Source organism: Mycobacterium sp. 5-140-3-2, from assembly GCF_035666375.1.
Lineage (GTDB): Bacteria > Actinomycetota > Actinomycetes > Mycobacteriales > Mycobacteriaceae > Mycobacterium > Mycobacterium intracellulare.
Map to the genome: position 1 here is coordinate 5,470,807 of NZ_CP142025.1, position 19,422 is coordinate 5,490,228.

Sequence of the window (19,422 nt, forward strand, 5' to 3'; positions counted from 1 at the left end):
ACTCTTTCTCGTAAATAGAACCACATTGCTGCGCCTATGTACACAGGCAGACTGCGTCGCCCCAGTCGCCGACAAGCCAGGCCGCTCAAGATTTGATTTAAGGTCGTCACGTGAGCCAACCGCGCCGAGGACGACCGCGTAGCGCGGCCGTCCATTCGGCGATCCTCGAAGCCACCCGCGCCCTCCTAATCGAGGCAGGGTACAGCGGAGTGTCGATGGACAAAGTCGCCGCCAATGCCGGAGTGGGAACGCAAACGGTGTACAGACGGTGGCCGTCGAAAGCGCCCTTGGTGGCCGAAGCGGTAATGCAGGCCTACGCGCAAGCAGACTTCACGCTTCCAGATACGGGAGACGCGGTCGAAGATTTGAGGACCTGGATGCACGAATCTGCCGCGCTCAGTGCCCACCCTGAGAACATCGCACTAGTCCGCGCTCTTGCCGCTGCCGCCGCTGAGAATCTTCAAGATCGCGACACCCTGTACCGACAACTCACCGGCCGCTTCCACCGCGCGGTGATGCACCGGTTGCAATCCGGAATCTCGTTGGGTCAAATTCGCGCCGATGCCGACATCGAAGCTGCCGCCGACGCTTTGATCGGAGCCACGCTATATCGCATGCTCAGTGTCACCACGACGGCAGGCGAAACCATCGGACGTTACGACGGGCTAATAGACACATTGATGCGTGGCCTCTCGACGCGCTGACCCCAGGGTTTGGATCCAATCTCGGCGTCGCAGCCGCCAGGTCCGGCGGGCGTACTCCAGCTCGGTATAGGGCCATTGGGTGACGATGCGGCCGGTGGGCGAACGGAAATAGCTGTCGCACTGTGTCCAGATGGTCCGCGCCAGGTCGGCGGAAAGCTGGTCGTTGTATCGCTTTTCGGCCTCGGGACGCACGTCGAGGTAGCCGCCACGGCGCGCCAGCCGGCTCACCGCGCTGGCGACCAGCCGCGCCGCGGACTCGAGGATGTAGACGATCGAGTTGCCGCCCTGGTTGGTGTTGGGGCCGTACAGCATGAAGAAGTTCGGGAACCCGCTGACCGCTACACCCAGGTAGGCGCACGGATCGTCACCCCAGTGCTCGTGTAACCGGCGGCCGCCCGTTCCGGTGACGTCGATGCCGGACAGGTAGCGGGACGTCTCGAAGCCGGTGGCGAGCACGATCGCGTCGCTGCCGATTTCGCGGCCCGACGCGGTGATCACCGACGCCTCGCCGACCCGCGCGATGGGCTCGGTGACCAATTCGACGTTGTCCCGCTGCAGGGCCCGGTAATAGTCGTCGCCCAACAACACTCGCTTACACCGGAACGGATAGTCCGGAGTCAGCGCTCGGCGCAATGGCTCGTCGTCGACGGTGCGGTCCAGGAACGACGTCGCGATCTGCGTGCGCCCGGCCACCACGGGATCGTCGGCGAACGTCGCAGTGTTGTCGTGCTGGAATTTCCAGATCTTCCACCGGGTGCGGCGCAGCGCGACCGGGCTGCGCCTGAACCGCGCCAATTCGCTTGCGCTGTACGGGCGGTCGTCCTTGGGCACCATCCACGGCGGGGTCCGCTGAAAGACCGTGACGTGTCCGGCGGTCTTCGCCAGCTCCGGCACCAACTGCACCCCGCTGGCGCCCGTCCCGATCACCGCCACGTCGCGCCCCGCCAGGTCGAGCTGGTGATCCCACTGCGCGGTATGCAGCACCGGTCCGGCGAACCCCGTCAGGCCGTCGATGTCGGGCAGCTTGGCCGAACCGAACAGCCCGACCGCGCACACGACGACGTCGGCGACCAACGTGGCGGACTCGCCGTTGCGGTCCACTCGGCACTCCCACGTCCCGGCGCCCGGGTTCCAGTGCAGGGACCGCACGGTCGTGTCGAGCATGAGGTGGCGTCGCAGATCGAAATCGTCGGCGACCGATTCGAGGTAGGCCAGGATCTCGGGCTGCCGGGCGTACGTGCGGGTCCAGGATGCGTTGGGCGCGAAGGAAAATGAGTACAGATGGCTCTGGATGTCGCAGGCGGCGCCGGGATAGGTGTTGCGGCGCCAGGTGCCGCCGACGCCGTCGGCGCCCTCGATGATCACCAGGTCGTCGATGCCGGCGCGGCGCAGCGCGACGGCGGCACCGAGACCGCCGAAGCCCGCGCCGATGATCGCCACCCGCGGCGATCGCCCGCGCCGCGTCGCCGCGCGCAGCCGCCCAACGGCGTAGAGCCAGCGGGCTTTTCGGCTGGTCACGGGCTGCCCCGCGCGCGGCGTTCCTCGGCGTGCCCGCGTCGCGGCGCGTCGACGCCTATCCCCTGGCCCACGGTCTCGGTCACGGCCTCGGCTTCCTCTCCGTGGCCACGACTATATAGTCACTCGCTGCGGGCGGGATACGGCCGTGCGGTGACGACGCCCGCGGACAGCGAGTCGCCCAGCGTCCACACGGCGACCCCGAGCAATACCAGGTCCTTGAGCAGAAACTGGCCGGGCAGCGCCGAGAGCACCGGCACGCCGTGGGCATGGGTTGCGATCACGCCGGGGGTGGTGACCAGGAAACTCACCGTGCCCAGGAACAGCACCACCGCCAGCGCGCTGCCCGCCGCCGAGACCCGCGGCCACCATGGCCGCAGCGCGATGAGCAGGGCCGCAACGATTTCCATCGTTCCGAGCGCCCGCGCGACGAAGGTGACGCTGAAGACGTCGTAGAGCCAGCTCATCAGGGGGCTGTGCTCGATGAGCACGCGCGATTCCATCTTCACGTACTTGCCCACTCCGATCCACACCAGCACCACCACCAGGCCATAGCGGCCCAAGAGTTGACCCCAGCGGCTCAGCGTGTTTGCGATCATCGAGCGGTGTCCTTTCGGGCGCGGTCATCCACCCAAGCCACGGTTGGCGCCGCGAAAACGTTCACTCGCGCAGTTGTTCGAGCCCGGAGACGATGAGCCGCAACCCAAAAGCGAACTCGTCGGCCAGCGGAACGGGAAGCTCGTCGGCGACGGTGACGGTCGCGGGATAGCGCGACGGATCGAGCCGGTGAAACGCCGCCGCCAGTTCCGCTTCACCGCCCCCATCCGTCGCCCCGGGCAGTTGTAGCGCGAAACCCAAGACGTAACGGGCCAGCGTGGCGTAGGCGTGGGCCGCGACCGCCGGCGCGAAGCCGTTGCCGAGAAGGATCGCCAGGCAGCGCTCGCGATTGGCCAGCGCGCTCGGCCCCGTCGGCGTGTATTCGATCAATAGCGGCGCGACATTGCCATGCCGGCGCAGCGCGTCAAACATGTGTTGCGCGAACGTGATACACGCCTGCTGCCACGGTAGGGCCGCCAGCGCCCGCGCATCGAGGTCGACTTCGCCCAGTATGTGGTCGATCACCTGAGACACCAGTTCGGATCGATTGGAAAAGTGGCGGTACAGCGTGGCGGTGCCGGATCCCAGGCGCTGGGCCAGCGACCGCATCGACAACGCGTCCGCCCCCTCGGCGTCGAGCAGTTCGACGGCCGCGCCCAGGATGCGGTCCATCGGCAGGGCCGGGCGGCCGCGGGACCGCCGCGGCCCCCGGTTGACATCGTCACGCATTACGGAGACACTGTATCCGTAATTACCGCGTCGATCAACCCCGTTGACAGCAAGGAAAATTCGTCATGCTCCTCCCCCTGGCGGCAGAGCCCTTCACCGCTCCCACCGACCGCGACATGCTTCCCTCCGAACGACGCGAGTTCGTGCGCACGCATCGCACCTGCGTGTTCGGCTACCGTCGCCGCCACGACGGCCCCGCCATGTCGGTCGTGTACTACATCCCCACCGACACCGACGACTTGCTCGTCTCCACGATGGCCGGGAGGGGCAAAGCCCGGATCGTTCAGCGCGACGGCAAGGTGAGCCTGTGCGTCCTCGACGAGCGGTGGCCCTTCGCCTACCTGCAGGTCTACGCCGACGCCGCCGTCGAGGACGACCGGGATCTCGCGGTCGACGTGATGATGGCGGTTGGCGGCCGAATGTCCGGCCAGCCACTCGGTGACGAGGCGCGCCCGCACATCGAGGCGATGTGCGAACGCGAGAACCGCGTCGTCATTCGGTGCCGGCCCTACTCCACCTACGCGACGCCTCCACGCCATCTGCACCGCAACGACCAGGCCTCGGAACTGAGCCACTGGGTGTCCGGCGTGATGCCCTGGGACGCAGCCGATCCGGTGGCGAACTGATCACCCAGCGTAGCGATCCCGCAGTTTGGTCAGCGTCGCCTCGATGCCCGAGGCGTTCGCCTTGACGAAGCCCATCCGCTCGTAGTACTTCAGTTTGTTCTTCAGCGCACCGGCATCCCGGTAGTCGAACGTCTCGGTGACCTGCGTCAGGTTCGGTGACAGCGCCTCGAATTCCCACCGCCAGCGATGACCCAGCGGGTGGCGCCATTCGACCACCTCGTTCGGCGTCAGCGCGGTGATCGTGCTGGTGATGCGGTAGGGCACGCCGAACATCTTCATGCTCGTCGAAAACTTCGAGCCCTCAAGGAGTTGCGGCGGCATGGTGATGTTGTCGCGCACCGTGCCCGACCCGTCGAGTTCGTGGTGACGCCGCGGATCGGCGACGATGGCGTACAGCTCGGCCGCCGGCGCGGCCACTTCGACTCTGCGGCTCACCTGGCGGGGCCCCCGGTCGACAACGGTGACGGTCATTGCGAATCTCCTTTCCGCTAACCGGCAGCGTAATCCCGTTCAGTTCCGCGGCTCAGGGATGTTGGGATCCCATACCGGTGACGGCTCGAAACGCGCCGGCCAGAAGCCGGATTTGGTCAACCGCGCCACCTCTTCGCGCAACACGATGCCGATCTTCGCCGCGAATTCGCGGGGCAGTTCCAGCGCCGCGGTGGCGGCCACGCCGAGTTGTTGGTCGATCGGGGGTTCGTGGATCGACGTCCACCGCAGCCGCCCCGCCTCCACATCGGCGCCGCACGCCGCCATCGGCAGCACCGCATAGCCGAGCCCCGCGGCGACCAGATGCTTGGCCACCTCCACCGAATCGGTCGAAAAGCGGGCCGTGATCGCAACTTTGAGCCGCAGCGCGGTGTTCTCCAGGGTGTTTCGAATGCCGGTCAGCCCGCTGGGCATGACCAGCGGGAGCTTGGCGAGATCGGTGAAGCGGATCGGGCTGGCGGGCGAGAGCTCCGACGCGGGCCCCCCGACCAGCACGAGGTCCTCGGTCACCAGGTGCCGGTGGAAGAGCCGGTCATCGGAGACCGGGTTGATCACCGCGAGGTCGATCGCGCCCTTGAGGAGGCGCTCCACCAGGTCGTCGGTCTCGGCCACGGCGACGTGGAAATGGACATTCGGGAACGCGGCGCCCACGCTTGCCGCCAGCGGCGCGGCCAGGACGCCGGCGGCGGTCGGCACGATCCCGAACAGCAGCCCGCGCTCGATGCGCGCCAACGGCGATCCCGCATACCGGACCGCGAGCTCGAGCTGACGCAGCGGCGCGGCGGTCGAGGAGCGCAGCCGTTCGCCCTCCTCGGTGAGGTGCACGCCCCGGCGGGTCCGCTCGAACAGCGTGATGCCGAGGTCCTCCTCCAGCAGCCGGATCTGGCGACTCAGCGCCGGCTGGGCGATGCCCAACACCGCGGCCGCGCGGGTGATCGAGCCTTCCTCCGCGATCCGCAGGAAGTACTTGAGCCGGTGGGTGTCCATCGCCTCCACATCTACCAGCCATATAAATGCGGCATGACTGGTTTCCCGAATTGGTATTACCTGCTGGCCGTGAGGCCGTCATATCGTCAGCGAGGTGGGGCGGCGATGCCGTCCCGGTCTGGCTGAGGAGGGGTCGACGATGACGGTTCAGGACGACCAGGACTGGGTGCAGCTGCTCGGGTTGGACCGCCTACCGGAGCACATCGTCGGCAAGCGCGTGACCGAGCTGATGGACCTGTCCGGCAAGAAGGCCTTCGTCACCGGAGCCGGCGGCGACGGCCTGGGGCAGGCGATCGCCAACCGGCTGGCCGGCTGCGGCGCCGAGGTCGCGCTCATCGGCCGCACCTTCGAGAAGGTCGAACGCCGGGCCGAGGAAGTCGAGCGGCGCTGGGGCGTGCGGGCCATCCCGGTCAAGGCCGACATGTCCGACTGGGACCAGGTGCACGGCGCGGTGCGGCAGGCTCACCACGAGCTCGGCGGCCTCGACATCATGGTGAACAACCCGGTGATGGTGGCCGCGGGTCCGTTCGAGAAGCAGACGAAAGAGGACATCGACTACACGGTGCTGGGCAGCCTGACGATGATGATGTACGGGGCGCACGCCGCGCTGGCGTACATGCTCGACCAGGGTTCGGGGAAGATCATCAACATCGGGTCGGTCGGCGGCCGCATTCAGCAGCGCGGCCTGGTCGTCTACAACGCGTGCAAGGCCGGCGTCATCGGGTTCACGCGCAACCTCGCCCACGAGGTCGCGCTGCGCGGTGTCAACGTGTTGGGCGTGGCGCCGGGCATCATGATCAAACCGGAGATGCGGCAGTACCTGCTCGATCCTCAGGACGACAAGCAGCGCGCCGGCCGCGGCGCCATCCAGGAAGCGATCACCCACCAGGTCCAGCTGGGTCGCGCGTCGTTGCCCGAGGAGGCCGCCAACATGGTCGCATTCCTGGCCTCCGAGGCCGCCGACTACCTGTGCGGTCAGACCATCGACGTCGCCGGCGGGCAGTGGATGGGTTGAGCGCCGCCGCAAGGACTTTGATCGAGGAGACGCCGTGCTGACATCCGGTGAGCTGATGGAGGAGGCCGCGGCGCAGACCGGGCTCACCGACTTCGGCGACGACTCCTTCACCGAGGGCCTGAACGTCCTGTTGTCGGCGTTGCGCGACGAGGCCCACCTGAACGAGCGCGGGGAAGCCTTTCTGCGCCAACGCATCGCGGGCTATCTCTCGCAACGGCTGCAGGTCGAGGACTGGTTTCGGCGGCACCCGGAGATCGGCGACGTGCCCATCCGCGAACCGCTGGTCGGCCTGGGATTGCCCCGGACCGGATCCACCGCCCTGTCCATGCTGCTGGCCCAGGATCCCGAGGTGCGCTACCTGCGCCGGTGGGAGTCGACGCAACCGTGCCCCCCGCCCTCGACGGTGCACGGCGTCGATCCCCGCGTCCCGGCCGACCGGGGCGAGATGGTCGGCACCCGCCGCCACGTTCCCGGCGACACCCACGGGCCCATGGAGTGCCACGAGCTGATGGCGCTCGACTTCAAGTCGCACATCTTTCAGTCGTTCGCCGAAATCCCCTCGTACTCAACGTGGCTCGTGCACCACGCCGACCTCACCCCGACGTTTCGCTATCAGCGGCGGGTGATGCAGCTGCTGCAGTGGGGCGAGCCTGAGCGGCCGTGGCGGCTGAAGTGCCCGTCCCATGTGTTGTGGCTCGACGCGCTGGACGCGGTGTTCCCGGACGCCCGATTCGTGATGACCCATCGCGATCCCACCGACGTCCTGTTGTCGGTGGCCGACCTGTACGCCGACATCATCGGGTCGTTCAACACCCGGATCGACCGCCGCTACATCGGCCGGCTCAACGTCGAGCATTGGTCGCTGGGCATGGAGCGGGCGCTGCGGTTCCGCGCGGCCGGTGCCGACGATCGGTTCTACGACATCGACTTTCGGGCCATGCAGGCCGACCCGGTCGGCGAGGTCGCCGGGCTGTACGCCTGGCTCGGGGCCCCGGTGTCCGACGAGTTCGAAGCGCGGATGCACAGTTGGTGGGAGCACGCCGCCGCGCAGCGCGAGCCGAGCTCGCACGCCGACCCGGTGGAGTTCGGCATCGATCTCGACGAGGTTCGGCCCCGGTTCGCGCGCTATGTGGACAGCGCGCGGCGGTGGACGCGGCATCCAAAGGTAAGGAGCGAGGAAAGCAATGGCGGTTGATCTCACCGGCGGCATCGACCCGTCGCGCGAGTACGTGCTGGCGCAGCGCCCCGAGGATCCGGAGATGCGGGACTCGGTCAGTTTCTGGGTGGTCGACGACCGCGGCGAGATCGGCCTGCCCCGCGTGGGAATCGAGGCGGTGGGCGCCAATTGGGACTCCCACGACATTCAGGTCAATGCCGCGTTTCCCGACGGGCGCGTCTACCGGCTGCGCACCAACGGGCCGTCGCTGCCGGCTCGCGGCGCCGACGGGCGGCCCACCGTGCTCGGCGCCGGCGGCCTGGCATTCCAGTGCCTCGAACCCTTCGACACCTGGACGATGTCCTACGACGGGCCGGCCGTGCAGACCTCGTCGGTCGACCTGGTGGCGGGCAGGAAGGACGGCCCGACGACCAACATCGGCTTCCACGTCGAGGCGAGGATGGCCGTGCCCCCGTGGGTCCAGGGCGCGCTACAGGCCGACGCGGGCACGCAGCTCCAAACGACGTCTGTCGGGGCCATCATGGGCGGGCCCCGCTACGAGCAATTGTTCACCGCCACAGGGGAATTCCGATTTGGGGATGAACGCCACACCTTCACCGGGAGCGGCCTGCGGATCCGTCGCACCGGGGTGCGCAAGCTCGCCGGCTTCTGGGGACACTGCTGGCAGTCGGCCGTGTTCGGCAGCGGCCGCGCCTTCGGCTACATCGCCTATCCGCCGCGCCCCGACGGCCAGCCCACCTTCAACGAGGGATTCGTCTTCACCGGCGACGGCGGCCTGGTCCCGGCGCGGGCGGTGCGGGCGCCGTGGCTGACACGCCTGCGGCCACTCGGCGAGGATGCCTCGCTGGTGCTGGAGACCGCCGACGGGCTAGTCGAAATCGCCGGCGAGACAGTGTTTTCCACGCACGACGTGCACCACGACGACGACATGTACTCCATGCACGCCCTCAAAGAGGAGATGGCCGAGTTCCCCGCCGTCCAGCAGGCCGGCGTGCGCTACCGATGGGACGGCGAAGAAGCGTACGGCATGCTGGAACGCTCCAACCCGCTCGACAAGCTCGCGCGCGACTGAAAGGAACCCAGACCACACATGAGCCAGTCACTCTCGGGAAAGGTCGCGCTGATCACCGGCGCCGCGCGCGGGCAGGGCCGGGCACACGCCGTGCGTCTTGCGGCCGAGGGCGCCGACATCATCGCGGTCGATCTCGCCGGGCCGCTGCCGCCGAGCGTCCCCTACGACTCGCCGACGTCCGACGATCTGGCCGAAACCGCACGGCTGGTGAGCGAAGGCGGCCGGCGGGTCGTCACCGCCGAGGCCGACATCCGCGATCTTGACGCGCTGTCCGCCGCCGTGGACAAGGGGGTCGGCGAGCTGGGCCGGCTCGACGTCATCGTCGCCAACGCCGGGATCTGCAGCCCCGCGCCCTGGGATCAGATCACCGCGCAGGCGTTCCGAGACACCATCGACACCAACGTGATCGGCACCTGGAACACCGTGATGGCGGGGGTGCGGCACATCATTGACGGCGGCCGCGGCGGCTCGATCATCCTCATCGGTTCGGCGGCCGGCATCAAGATGCAGTCGTTCATGATCCATTACACCGCAAGCAAACACGCGGTCGTGGGGATGGCGCGGGCGTTCGCCGCCGAGCTCGGCCGGTACAACATCCGCGTCAACAGCCTCAACCCCGGCGCCGTCGCCACCCCGATGGGCACCGGCCGGATGCGGGAAGCGTTACAGGCCGCCGCCGACGACTACCCACACCTGCGGGGCATGCACAAACCGCTGCTGCCCGAGGGCATCGCGCAGCCCGAGGACATCGCCGACGCCGTGGCCTGGCTGGCCTCCGACCAATCCAGATTGGTGACCGCGACCCAGGTGTCGGTCGACATCGGCGTCGGGTACGTGTGATGCGCGGCCTGACCGGCAAGACATTTGTGGTCGCCGGGGGCGCCACCGGGATCGGCGCGGCCACCGCCGAACGCCTCGCCACCGAAGGCGCCCGTGTTGCCATCGGCGACAACAACATTGCGGGCGCCGCCGCCACCGCGCAGCGCATCGTGTCGGCCGGCGGCCGCGCGATCGCCGTCGAGTTCGACCTCGCCGACGAGCAGTCGGTGCGGCGCCTCGTCGAGACGACGCTCGACGAGTTCGGGGCCATCGACGGCCTGCACAACGTGGGCGCCGATCTGTCCGAGGGAAACCTGGGACGCGACACCACGATTCTCGACACCGACATGGACGTCTGGCAGCGCACGCTCGACGTCAACCTGCTCGGGTACGTCCGCACGATCCGCGCGGTCCTGCCGCACCTGCTCGCCCGGGGTGGGGGCAGCATCGTGAACACCTCGTCGGGCGCCGCGCTGGGCAGCGACCCCATGCACGTCGCCTACGGCGCCTCGAAGGCGGCGGTGAACCACCTGACCCGGCACGTGGCCGTCAACTGGGGCAAACACAACATCCGCAGCAACGGGGTCATGCCGGGCCTGGTGATGGGCGAGACCCAGGAGCGCCAAAACGACGTCGCGCTCCAGCAGGCCTTCCTGACGTTCGGCAAGACCAGCCGGCTGGGCAAGCCGGACGACCTCGCGGCGATCACCGCGTTCCTGCTGTCCGACGAGGCCGAGTGGATCACCGGCCAGGTGTGGTACATCGGCGGCGGGTCGCACCTGCGCCAATAGCCCGAACCCCCCGGCAGGCAGAATGGTGGGGTCAAGTCCGCGGCGGGATCGAGAAGGAGCGGCATGCCCACCAGCGAATATCGGGTGAGCGGGATGAGCTGCGCGCACTGCGAGGCCGCCGTCCAGGGCGAGGTCGCCGGGATTCCCGGCGTCGACGGCGTGACGGTCAGCGCCGACACCGGCCGGCTCGTCGTCACCAGCGCGGTGCCCATCGACGCGGACGCCGTCCTCGCCGCGGTCGACGAGGCGGGCTTCCAGGCCGTCCAGGTCGCATGAGCACGCCCCCGCGAAACATCGACGAGGGCACCCTCCCCGAGGACACGCCGGCCGCCGCGCCCCCCATCGAGCTCGAGATCACCGGGATGACCTGCGCCTCCTGCGCCGCCCGGATCGAAAGAAAGCTCAACAAGCTCGCCGGCGTCTCGGCCACCGTCAACTATGCGACCGAGACGGCCGCCGTCAGCGCCCCCGCCGGGTACGACCCACGGATCCTGATCGCCGAGGTCGAAAAGGCCGGTTACGCGGCCGCCCTGCCGCGACGTTCGCCGGTGCGCGACGCCGAGCTGACTTCGCTGCGCCGGCGGCTGATCGCCGCCGCCGTGCTGGCCGGCCCGGTTATCGCCATGGCCATGGTTCCCGCGTGGCAGTTTCACCACTGGCACTGGGCGTCGCTGGCGCTGACGGCGCCGGTCGTCCTGTGGTGCGGGCTGCCCTTCCACGCGGCCGCCTGGGCCAACCTCAAACACGGCGTCGCCACCATGGACACCCTGGTCTCGATCGGGACCCTGGCCGCGTTCCTGTGGTCGCTCTACGCGCTGTTCCTCGGGACCGCCGCCCAGCCGGGCATGCAGCACGACTTCGAGCTCACGGTCGGGCGCGATGACGCCCCGTGCCACGTCTACTTCGAGGTGGCCGCCGGCGTCACGCTGTTCGTCCTGGCCGGCCGTTATTTCGAGAAGCGGGCCAAGCGGTCCGCCGGCGACGCGCTGCGCGCGCTGGTGGCGCTGGGCGCCAAGGACGTCGGGGTCTTGCGTGACGGCACCGAGACCCGGCTCCCGATCGAGCGGCTCGCGGTGGGTGACCAGTTCGTGGTGCGTCCCGGGGAACGGATCGCGACCGACGGGGTCGTCGTCACGGGTTCCTCGGCGGTCGACGCATCGATGCTGACCGGCGAGTCGGTGCCCGTCGAGGTCGGAGCGGGCGACGCCGTCACCGGCGGCACCGTCAACGCCGGGGGCCGGCTTGTCGTCCGGGCCACCGGGATTGGCGACGACACCCAGCTGGCGCAGATGGCCAAGCTCGTCGAACGGGCCCAATCGGGCAAGGCACGGGTGCAGCGCCTCGCGGACCGGGTCTCCGGCGTGTTCGTTCCCGTCGTCCTGGCGCTCGCGGTGGCGACCCTGGGCGGCTGGCTCGCGGCGGGCTTCTCGCCCACCACCGCGCTGACGGCCGCCGTCGCGGTGCTCATCATCGCCTGCCCGTGCGCGATGGGCCTCGCGACTCCGACCGCCCTACTGGTCGGCACCGGCCGCGCGGCCCAGCTCGGCGTCCTCATCCAGGGGCCCGAAGTGCTGGAGTCCACCCGCAGGATCGACACGATCGTGCTCGACAAGACCGGCACCGTCACCACCGGCCGAATGGCCCTGGTCGACGTGGTCGTCGGGGCGGGAACCGACCGCGCCACGCTGTTGCGCTACGCCGGTGCCCTGGAGGCCGCCTCCGAACATCCGGTCGCGCAGGCCATCGCCCGGGCCGCCGCGGCGCAGCTCGGCGCGCTCCCCACGCCCGCCGATTTCGCGGGTGTCCACGGCATGGGCGTGCACGGCACGGTCGACGGCCACGCCGTCGTCGTCGGGCGCGCGAGCCTGATGGACGAGCGCGGTGCGCGCCTCGACGCCGCGCTCGCCGCGGCCAAATCCCGCGCGGAGGGCGACGGCAAGACGGCCGTCGTCGTCGGCTGGGACGGCGCGGCGCGGGGGCTCCTGGTGCTCGCCGACACCGTCAAGCCGTCCAGCGGCGACGCCGTGCGCCAGTTGCAGCGACTCGGCCTGACCCCGGTGCTGCTCACCGGCGACAACCACACCGTCGCCGCCCGCATCGCCGCCGAACTCGGCATCGCCGAGGTGATCGCCGAGGCGATGCCCGACGACAAGGTCGCGGCCGTCAAGCGTCTGCAAGCCGAGGGCAAGGTGGTCGCCATGGTCGGCGACGGCGTCAACGACGCCGCCGCGCTGGCCGCCGCCGATCTGGGTCTGGCCATGGGCGCGGGCACCGATGTCGCGATCGAGGCGGCCGACCTCACCGTGATCCGCGACGACCTGCGGGCGGCCGTGGACGCGATCCGGCTCTCCCGCCGGACGCTGGCCACCATCAAGACCAACCTGGTGTGGGCGTTCGGCTACAACCTCGCCGCGATCCCCCTCGCCGCGCTCGGCATGCTCAACCCGATGCTGGCCGGCGCCGCCATGGCGCTCTCCAGCGTTCTCGTCGTCGGCAACAGCCTGCGGCTGCGCTCATTCACCAGCGTCGTCACGGACACGTGAACCCGGCGGAGCGTAGGCCGGCGGGCCGCGATCGTATGGGATAGTGAGTCCGGCCACCGGCCGCCGAGACGCCGCCCGGCCCCTTGACGATCACGACAATCACCGCACCCTCGCGCAGCGATCGATCTAGCAAAGGTCACGACCGTTGGAGCAGTTCTTCGGGCAACTGTCCCTGCTGCATGGCTGGTTTCCGCCCGCCGTTCAGGGCCTCGCGTTGCTCGTGCTGATCGTCGCGATCCAATGGCGCGCGCGAAGTTGGCTCAAGCGAGTGCTGCCCGTGGCGCTGATCGCGGCCGTCGCGGTGACCGCGCTGTCGCGCTGGTACATCACCTCGCTCGGGGTGGCCGGGGATCCCGCGCCGACGACGCTGTGGTTGTGGATCGCGATGAGCGGCCTGGCCGCCGCGGTGTTCCTGGTGGGCTGGCGGGGCGCGCGCTGGTGGCGCCGCGGGGTGGCCGTGCTGTCGATACCGCTGTGCGTCCTGTGCGCGGGCATGGCGCTCAACGGCTGGGTGGGCTACTTCCCCACGGCGCTGGCCGCGTGGAACCAGCTGACCTCGGTGCCGTTGCCCGACCAGGTCGACCGCCTGCGCGTCACCGAGATGCAGATCGCGGGAACGAGGCCCACCAAGGGCGTCGTGGTGCCGGTCGACATCGACTCCTCGGCCTCCCATTTCGCCCACCGGCGGGAATTGGTCTATCTGCCACCGGCATGGTTCAACAGCAATCCCCCGCCCCGGCTGCCGGCCGTCATGATGATCAGCTCGGCCTTCAACACCCCGGCGGATTGGCTGGGTCCGGGCGGCGCCTTCACCGCCATCGACAACTTCGCCGCCGCGCATCACGGTTTCTCGCCGGTGCTGGTGTTCGTCGATCCGACCGGGTCGTTCGACAACGACACCGAGTGCGTCAACGGCCCCCGCGGCAACGCCGCCGACCACCTTTCCAAAGACGTCATCCCGTTCACGGTGTCGAACTTCGGCGTCAGCGCCGATCGGGCCAACTGGGGCGTCGCCGGCTGGTCGATGGGCGGTACCTGCGCCGTCGACCTGGCCGTCATGCACCCGGAGCTGTTCAGCGCGTTCGTGGACATCGCGGGCGACCGCGGTCCCAACGTCGGCTCCAAGGACCAGTCCGTCGCGCGGCTGTTCGGCGGGGATCAGGCCGCATGGGCCGCCTTCGACCCGGTCACCGTGATGACCAAGCACGGTCACTACGCCGGCCTGTCCGGATGGTTCGACGTGCCCGTCTCCTCGGGGCCCGGCAACGTCGCCGAACAGGCCAGTCCGACCCTCGTCGCGTCCAGCGATCCCGCCGCCAACCCAGAGGGCCAGGACGCCGCCGCGAGGTCGCTGTGTGCGGTCGGCACCGCGCACGGCATCGCCTGTGCGGTGGTCACCCAGGAGGGCAAGCACGACTGGCCGTTTGCCGCCCAGGCGTTTGCCACCGCCCTGCCGTGGCTGGCTTTTACGCTGGGAACTCCCGCCGCCGAACCCGTGCAATTGCCGCAACGCGGCGCCGGGGAACCGCATTGATCCTCGCTGGTCGGGTCGCCGTCAGCGGCCGCGATGTCCGCCGAGAGAATTCACAGCTGACCCTCCCGTAACGCAGCCGACTATTTGGGCCTTTGAATGGTACGGTTCGCTGCTGTGGCCTCGGTGTTTTGCGCGAACGGCGGTCCCTGCGGGGACCCGCCCGGTACGCAACGCGCCGCCATCCGTTTCCAAATGACCGGGCCGAAATCTCCTTTTCTGCGCCCATCCCTTTTGATCGACGTCGCCCCTTCGCAGCCATGAACCGCCGCCAGTTTCTTGGATCGCTCGCCGCGTCGGTGGTTGCCGGCGTCGGGACGGCGCGGCTCATCGTCGACCCGCAGCCGCGCACGTTCGCCCAGACGCCCGGCGTCGACATACCGACTTCGGGCCCGACCGCGCCGCAGGCCCTGCTGCCGCCCCCGCCGCTCAGCGCCCGCATCCCCCTGCCCGGCGGCGGCGCATTGATGAAGCTCCCGGGCGAAGGCGACCTGCTCGCGCTGACCGTCGACGACGGCGTGAACAGCGAAGTGGTGCGTGCCTACACGCAGTTTGCCAGGGACACCGGCGTGCGGCTGACGTACTTCGTGAACGGGATCTACGACTCGTGGACCGAAAACTCCGAGCTGCTCCGGCCGTTGGTCGACAGCGGGCAGATCCAACTCGGCAACCACACCTGGTCACACCCGGACCTGACCACACTGACCAAAGAGCAAGTCGCCGAACAGCTCACACGAAACGACACGTTCTTGAAGAAGACGTACGGCATCGGCGCGAAACCCTATTGGCGCCCGCCCTACGCCAAGCGCAACGCCGCCGTGGATGCCGTGGCCGCCGACCTCGGTTACAAGGTGCCCACCTTGTGGTCGGGTTCGCTGTCGGATTCGACGTTGATCACCGAGGACTACATCGTGCAGATGGCCGACCAGTACTTCACGCCGCAGGCCATCGTGATCGGGCACCTCAATCATCTGCCGGTGACGCACGTCTATCCGCAGCTCGTCGACATCATCCGCGACCGCAACCTGCGCACGGTCACGCTCAACGACGTGTTCCTCAAGACACCCTGACGGCGGCTACCGCCGGCGCCGAGTGCGGACTCGTTGGCCGACAACGTCTTCGACGTCTCGCGTGGATCCCCCGGTCGGCGCTCGCGCAGAAGCCGCGCTCCGGTGAGCCGAGCCCCTGGGCGGAAGAGGTGGCCGGAATTCCGTTAACCGCGAGATCTCTAAAAAATTAGAGATTGCTCTTCCGCTGGCGGGCGGTCCATTGTTACCGTTCCGTAATGCATCGGGCCGGGGGAGTATTCACAGTACTGCTGATAATTGCTTCGGCTCTGGTGGGCACCGGAATTGCGCGCGCCGACGGCGGGGACGAGCCGCAGTACGCGGACTTTTATGCCGCGCCGGATCCGCTGCCGCCCGGTCAACCCGGCGACCTGATCCGCACCGAACCGTCGCGACTGGTGCTGGAGCCCTCCGGCCAGCTGGGCGCGATCATGGCGTCCGGCACGCGAATCATGTACCGCAGCACCGACACCCGGGGCAACCCGATCGCGGTGACGGGCACCTATTTCGAGCCCTACAACGACTGGCCGGGCGCCGGGCCGCGCCCGTTGATCAGTTACGCGCCGGGTACCCAGGGGCAGGGCAATCAGTGTGCGCCGTCGCGAATGTTCAACCAGGGCATTCACTATTCGGGTGGCTGGGACATCATGTTCAACTACGAGGAACTGTTCGTCGCCACCATGGTCGCGCGCGGCTTCGCCATTGTGATGACCGACTACGAGGGCCTGGGCACCGCGCCGATGCACACGTATGTGGGGCGGGTGGCCGAGGGACAGGCGGTGCTCGATGCCGCCCGCGCCGCCATGCGCCTACCCGGCACGTCGCTGGATCCGCATGGGCCCGTGGCGTTTTGGGGCTATTCGCAGGGCGGCGGCGCGACCGCGTCGGCGGCCGAGCTCGCCTCGCAATACGCCCCCGACCTTCACATCGTGGGCACCTACGCCGGGGCGCCACCCGCCGACCTCAAGGAGCTGTTGCCCTACGCCGACGGCAGCGCGCTGGTCGGCGTCGTCGGGTACGCGCTCAACAGCGTCATGGCCGCCTATCCCGAGTTCGCCGACATCATTCGCTCCAAGATGACGCCGCGCGGGTTGGCGATGCTGGAATCGGTGTCACGCCAATGCGTCGGACAGACGTTGCTGGACTTCATGTTTCGTCACATACAGCCCTACTTCACCGAGGACATCAATCAGCTGGTGAACGAGGAGCCGTTCAACAGCCTGTTCGAGGCGCAACGGCTCGGCCGCTTCAAACCGAACGCGCCGGTGATGATCGACAGCAATCGCTACGACCCGCTGGTGCCGTGGACCGCGGCCAACCAGCTCGGGCGCGACTGGTGTGCCCAGGACGCCGACGTCGAATTCCGCACCAACGAAGAGCCGCCGTTCCTCAACAAGCTCGTCATCAACCACGCGCTGCCGATGCTGGTCGACGGCGAACCGGCGATGCAATGGATCGCCGCCCGCTTCAACGGCGAGCCCACCACGCCGAACTGCGGTCAGTTCTAAAGCGCGGGCTAAGTCGGCGCCGATAAACTGGGGCGCATCGCTGCACGCAGAAAGCACAACGCGCCCGAGCGGCGCCGCCAACTCGCCGACGCCGCGATCGAATTGCTGGGCAGCAACGGGGTGCACGGGGTCAGTCACCCGAAAGTCGACGACCACGCGGGCGTGCCGGCCGGCACCACATCGTTTTATTTCCGGACCCGCCGGGCGCTGGTGCACGCCATCGCCACCCGGCTGGCCGAACTCGACGTCGCCGACTTTTCGATGATGGCCGAACTGGCCGAGGATCACGCCACCCAGTTCACCGGCACCGCCGGCCTGGCCCGCATCGTCATGTACGTCAACAGCGAACCCTGGCTCACCCGCGCCAAGGCCCGCTACGAGCTGGCGCTGCTGGCCGGCCGGGACCCGGAACTGGCCGCGGCCCTTAGTGAGTCGGCGGACCGGCTCTACGCCCTGGCCCGCGACGTCGTCACCCAGTGGCACCCCGAGGGCAGCGCGCCGGATCCGGCATTGGTCGACGACCAGGCGACCGCCACCCTGGCCTTCATCAACGGGATCATGCTGACCTTCGTCGCGGGCCAGCCGGCCGTCGACGACCCCGAGCACCTCGACCGGCTCATCCAGGGCGTCATCGCCGGCGTCGCGCACGTGCGCGGTGACTGACCGCCTCGTCAGCGCGCGTCGAACATCCCGTCGATGAGCCGGTGCAGCACTTCCCGGGTCTCGTCGCGCGTGCGGTCCGGGTCATCGGCGGTGGCGATGACCATCGCGGCCTCGTCGAGCGCGCCGATGAGCACGTGCGCCAGCGGCCGCACCGGCTGCTCGGCCAACTCGCCGGCCCGGATCGCCTCGGTGAGCATCTGCTCGGTCATGCCCAGGCTGTACCGCTGTGCGACGTCGCGGAATCCCGCCCAGCCGAGCACGCTCGGCGCGTCCAGCAGGATCAGTTGCCGCACTTCGGGATCGGCGGACACCTCGAGCCAGGCGTCGACCGCGCCCCGGACCGCGGCCGTCGGCGTCGCCGCCCCCGACTCGGCGACCACCACGGCCATCCGCGCCATCACATCCTGCTCGACGACCTCGACGACCTCACGGAACAGCGCCGCCTTGTCGGCGAATTGGTGATACATCGCGCCGCGGGTGACCCCGGCGGCCGAGGCGATTTCGGGCGTTCCCACGTCGGCGTATCCCCGCAGGCCCCAGAGTTTGCGGGCAGCCGCGATCAGCGCCTCGCGGGTGGCCGCGGAGCGCTCCTCCTGGGTGCGTCTCTTGCTTTCCATACAACCTGTTGTTAACTTACGAACAGACAGCCTGTTTGTAAGTGTATCTCTGACGTAGGAGTCCTCATATGTCGACGATCGACATTAGTGCCGGAACCATCCATTACGAAGCAACCGGACCCGAGAACGGCAGGCCCGTGGTCTTCGTGCACGGTTACATGATGGGCGGCCAACTGTGGCGCCAGGTCAGCGAACGGCTGGCCGCCCGCGGATTGCGGTGCATCGCCCCGACCTGGCCGCTGGGCGCACACCCCGAGCCGCTGCGCCGCGGCGCCGATCGCACCATCACCGGCGTGGCGGCCATGGTCGCCGAGGCACTCGCCGCGCTCAACCTCGAGGACGTGGTGCTGGTCGGCAACGACACCGGCGGCGTCGTCACCCAGTTGGTCGCCGTGCACCACCGCGAGCGGCTGGGTGCGCTGGTGCTCACGAGTTGCGATGCGTTCGAACACTTTCCACCGCCGATCCTCAAACCGGTGATCCTGGCGGCCAAGTCGAAGACGACGTTCCGGGCCGTCGCCCAGGCCATGCGGGTGCCCACGGTGCGCAAGCGCGCGTTCGACGGCCTGGCGCACCGCAACATCGACGACCTCACCGAGCTCTGGGTGCGCCCGGCGCAGTCGCTGCCGGCGGTCGTCGAGGACCTGCGCCAGTTCACCCTTTCCATGCGCCCCGAGGTGACGACGACGGTGGCGGCCAGGCTGTACGACTTCGACAAGCCGACGCTCGTCGCATGGTCGGCCGACGACGTGTTCTTCGAGCAGGAGGACGGCGCCCGGCTGGCGGCGACCATCCCCAACGCCCGCCTCGAGGTGATCGCCGGGGCGCGGACGTTCTCCATGGTCGACCAGCCGGACCGCCTGGCCGATCTGCTGTCGACGGTCGCGGTGCGCGCGTAACGCGTTCTGCTTCGCGGTCGTAACGCCACGGCGGAGATCCGAGCGGGATTTCGCCATGGCGTTACGCTCGCGG

Annotated in this window: 20 protein-coding genes; 14 read left to right on the plus strand and 6 right to left on the minus strand. The window is 68.9% G+C overall.

The features are described 5' to 3' along the window. Window positions 1-110: 110 nt before the first annotated feature. Entirely contained in the window at window positions 111-704 is a 594-nt protein-coding gene (locus P6281_RS25690; protein WP_014712571.1) for a TetR/AcrR family transcriptional regulator, read from the plus strand. Here the strand turns inward: P6281_RS25690 and P6281_RS25695 are convergent. The 3 genes from P6281_RS25695 to P6281_RS25705 all read right to left on the minus strand — a co-directional run bounded on the left by P6281_RS25695 (window position 666) and on the right by P6281_RS25705 (window position 3,488). Further along, window positions 666-2,222: a flavin-containing monooxygenase gene (locus P6281_RS25695; RefSeq protein WP_014712572.1), complete on the minus strand. Its 1,557-nt coding sequence runs from the start codon at window positions 2,220-2,222 to the stop codon at window positions 666-668. The two genes, P6281_RS25690 and P6281_RS25695, sit on opposite strands and share 39 nt — an antisense overlap. A 119-nt stretch (window positions 2,223-2,341) precedes the next feature. Continuing rightward, window positions 2,342-2,818 carry a YkgB family protein gene (locus P6281_RS25700; protein WP_014712573.1) on the minus strand — a complete coding sequence of 159 codons (477 nt, stop codon included), beginning with the start codon at window positions 2,816-2,818 and terminating at the stop codon, window positions 2,342-2,344. 61 nt (window positions 2,819-2,879) lie between these two features. Beyond that, window positions 2,880-3,488 (minus strand): TetR/AcrR family transcriptional regulator, encoded by a 609-nt coding sequence (locus P6281_RS25705; RefSeq protein WP_197690747.1) that lies wholly within the window; start codon window positions 3,486-3,488, stop codon window positions 2,880-2,882. Between the two features lie 122 nt (window positions 3,489-3,610). On the opposite strand from P6281_RS25705, the gene P6281_RS25710 reads away from it, so the two are divergent. After that, on the plus strand, window positions 3,611-4,171 hold the full coding sequence (locus tag P6281_RS25710; protein WP_014712575.1) for a pyridoxamine 5'-phosphate oxidase family protein: 561 nt from the start codon (window positions 3,611-3,613) through the stop codon (window positions 4,169-4,171). Here the strand turns inward: P6281_RS25710 and P6281_RS25715 are convergent, their stop codons facing one another. Continuing rightward, window positions 4,172-4,642 carry an SRPBCC family protein gene (locus P6281_RS25715; RefSeq protein ID WP_008262340.1) on the minus strand — a complete coding sequence of 157 codons (471 nt, stop codon included), beginning with the start codon at window positions 4,640-4,642 and terminating at the stop codon, window positions 4,172-4,174. A 39-nt stretch (window positions 4,643-4,681) separates the two neighbouring features. Next, a complete protein-coding gene (locus P6281_RS25720) occupies window positions 4,682-5,647 on the minus strand; it encodes a LysR family transcriptional regulator (RefSeq protein WP_014712576.1) in 966 nt (321 codons plus the stop codon). A 139-nt stretch (window positions 5,648-5,786) separates the two neighbouring features. On the opposite strand from P6281_RS25720, the gene P6281_RS25725 reads away from it, so the two are divergent. The 11 genes from P6281_RS25725 to P6281_RS25775 all read left to right on the plus strand — a co-directional run bounded on the left by P6281_RS25725 (window position 5,787) and on the right by P6281_RS25775 (window position 17,833). Then, window positions 5,787-6,662: an SDR family NAD(P)-dependent oxidoreductase gene (locus P6281_RS25725; protein ID WP_008262344.1), complete on the plus strand. Its 876-nt coding sequence runs from the start codon at window positions 5,787-5,789 to the stop codon at window positions 6,660-6,662. A 34-nt stretch (window positions 6,663-6,696) separates the two neighbouring features. Then, the gene (locus tag P6281_RS25730; RefSeq protein WP_009954484.1) at window positions 6,697-7,857 is read left to right on the plus strand and encodes a sulfotransferase family protein; all 1,161 of its coding nucleotides are present in this window, start codon (window positions 6,697-6,699) and stop codon (window positions 7,855-7,857) included. Continuing rightward, complete coding sequence (locus P6281_RS25735; protein ID WP_014386111.1) at window positions 7,847-8,911, plus strand: hypothetical protein; 1,065 nt, start codon at window positions 7,847-7,849, stop codon at window positions 8,909-8,911. Before P6281_RS25730 ends, P6281_RS25735 begins: the two co-directional genes overlap by 11 nt. Before the next feature lie 18 nt (window positions 8,912-8,929). Then, window positions 8,930-9,751 carry a mycofactocin-coupled SDR family oxidoreductase gene (locus P6281_RS25740; RefSeq protein ID WP_008262349.1) on the plus strand — a complete coding sequence of 274 codons (822 nt, stop codon included), beginning with the start codon at window positions 8,930-8,932 and terminating at the stop codon, window positions 9,749-9,751. Continuing rightward, entirely contained in the window at window positions 9,751-10,521 is a 771-nt protein-coding gene (locus P6281_RS25745) for an SDR family NAD(P)-dependent oxidoreductase (protein WP_008262352.1), read from the plus strand. The genes P6281_RS25740 and P6281_RS25745 overlap by 1 nt, the downstream gene beginning before the upstream one ends. A gap of 63 nt (window positions 10,522-10,584) precedes the next feature. Continuing rightward, complete coding sequence (locus P6281_RS25750) at window positions 10,585-10,797, plus strand: heavy-metal-associated domain-containing protein (protein WP_008262354.1); 213 nt, start codon at window positions 10,585-10,587, stop codon at window positions 10,795-10,797. Further along, the gene (locus P6281_RS25755) at window positions 10,794-13,064 is read left to right on the plus strand and encodes a heavy metal translocating P-type ATPase (RefSeq protein WP_008262364.1); all 2,271 of its coding nucleotides are present in this window, start codon (window positions 10,794-10,796) and stop codon (window positions 13,062-13,064) included. Before P6281_RS25750 ends, P6281_RS25755 begins: the two co-directional genes overlap by 4 nt. A 145-nt stretch (window positions 13,065-13,209) precedes the next feature. Next, entirely contained in the window at window positions 13,210-14,598 is a 1,389-nt protein-coding gene (locus P6281_RS25760) for an alpha/beta hydrolase (protein WP_009953167.1), read from the plus strand. Between the two features lie 257 nt (window positions 14,599-14,855). Further along, the gene (locus tag P6281_RS25765) at window positions 14,856-15,665 is read left to right on the plus strand and encodes a polysaccharide deacetylase family protein (protein ID WP_008262367.1); all 810 of its coding nucleotides are present in this window, start codon (window positions 14,856-14,858) and stop codon (window positions 15,663-15,665) included. A gap of 215 nt (window positions 15,666-15,880) precedes the next feature. After that, window positions 15,881-17,170, plus strand: a complete 1,290-nt coding sequence (locus P6281_RS25770) for a lipase family protein (RefSeq protein WP_026071104.1) — start codon at window positions 15,881-15,883, stop codon at window positions 17,168-17,170. A gap of 27 nt (window positions 17,171-17,197) precedes the next feature. After that, entirely contained in the window at window positions 17,198-17,833 is a 636-nt protein-coding gene (locus tag P6281_RS25775) for a TetR/AcrR family transcriptional regulator (protein ID WP_255348952.1), read from the plus strand. An 8-nt stretch (window positions 17,834-17,841) separates the two neighbouring features. Here P6281_RS25775 and P6281_RS25780 read toward each other — a convergent pair whose 3' ends face one another. Beyond that, window positions 17,842-18,450, minus strand: coding sequence for a TetR/AcrR family transcriptional regulator (locus P6281_RS25780; protein WP_014383532.1), 609 nt, complete (start codon window positions 18,448-18,450; stop codon window positions 17,842-17,844). A 68-nt stretch (window positions 18,451-18,518) separates the two neighbouring features. Here P6281_RS25780 and P6281_RS25785 point away from each other — a divergent pair, with 68 nt between their 5' ends. Next, the gene (locus P6281_RS25785) at window positions 18,519-19,349 is read left to right on the plus strand and encodes an alpha/beta fold hydrolase (protein WP_014712577.1); all 831 of its coding nucleotides are present in this window, start codon (window positions 18,519-18,521) and stop codon (window positions 19,347-19,349) included. Window positions 19,350-19,422 lie beyond the last annotated feature (73 nt).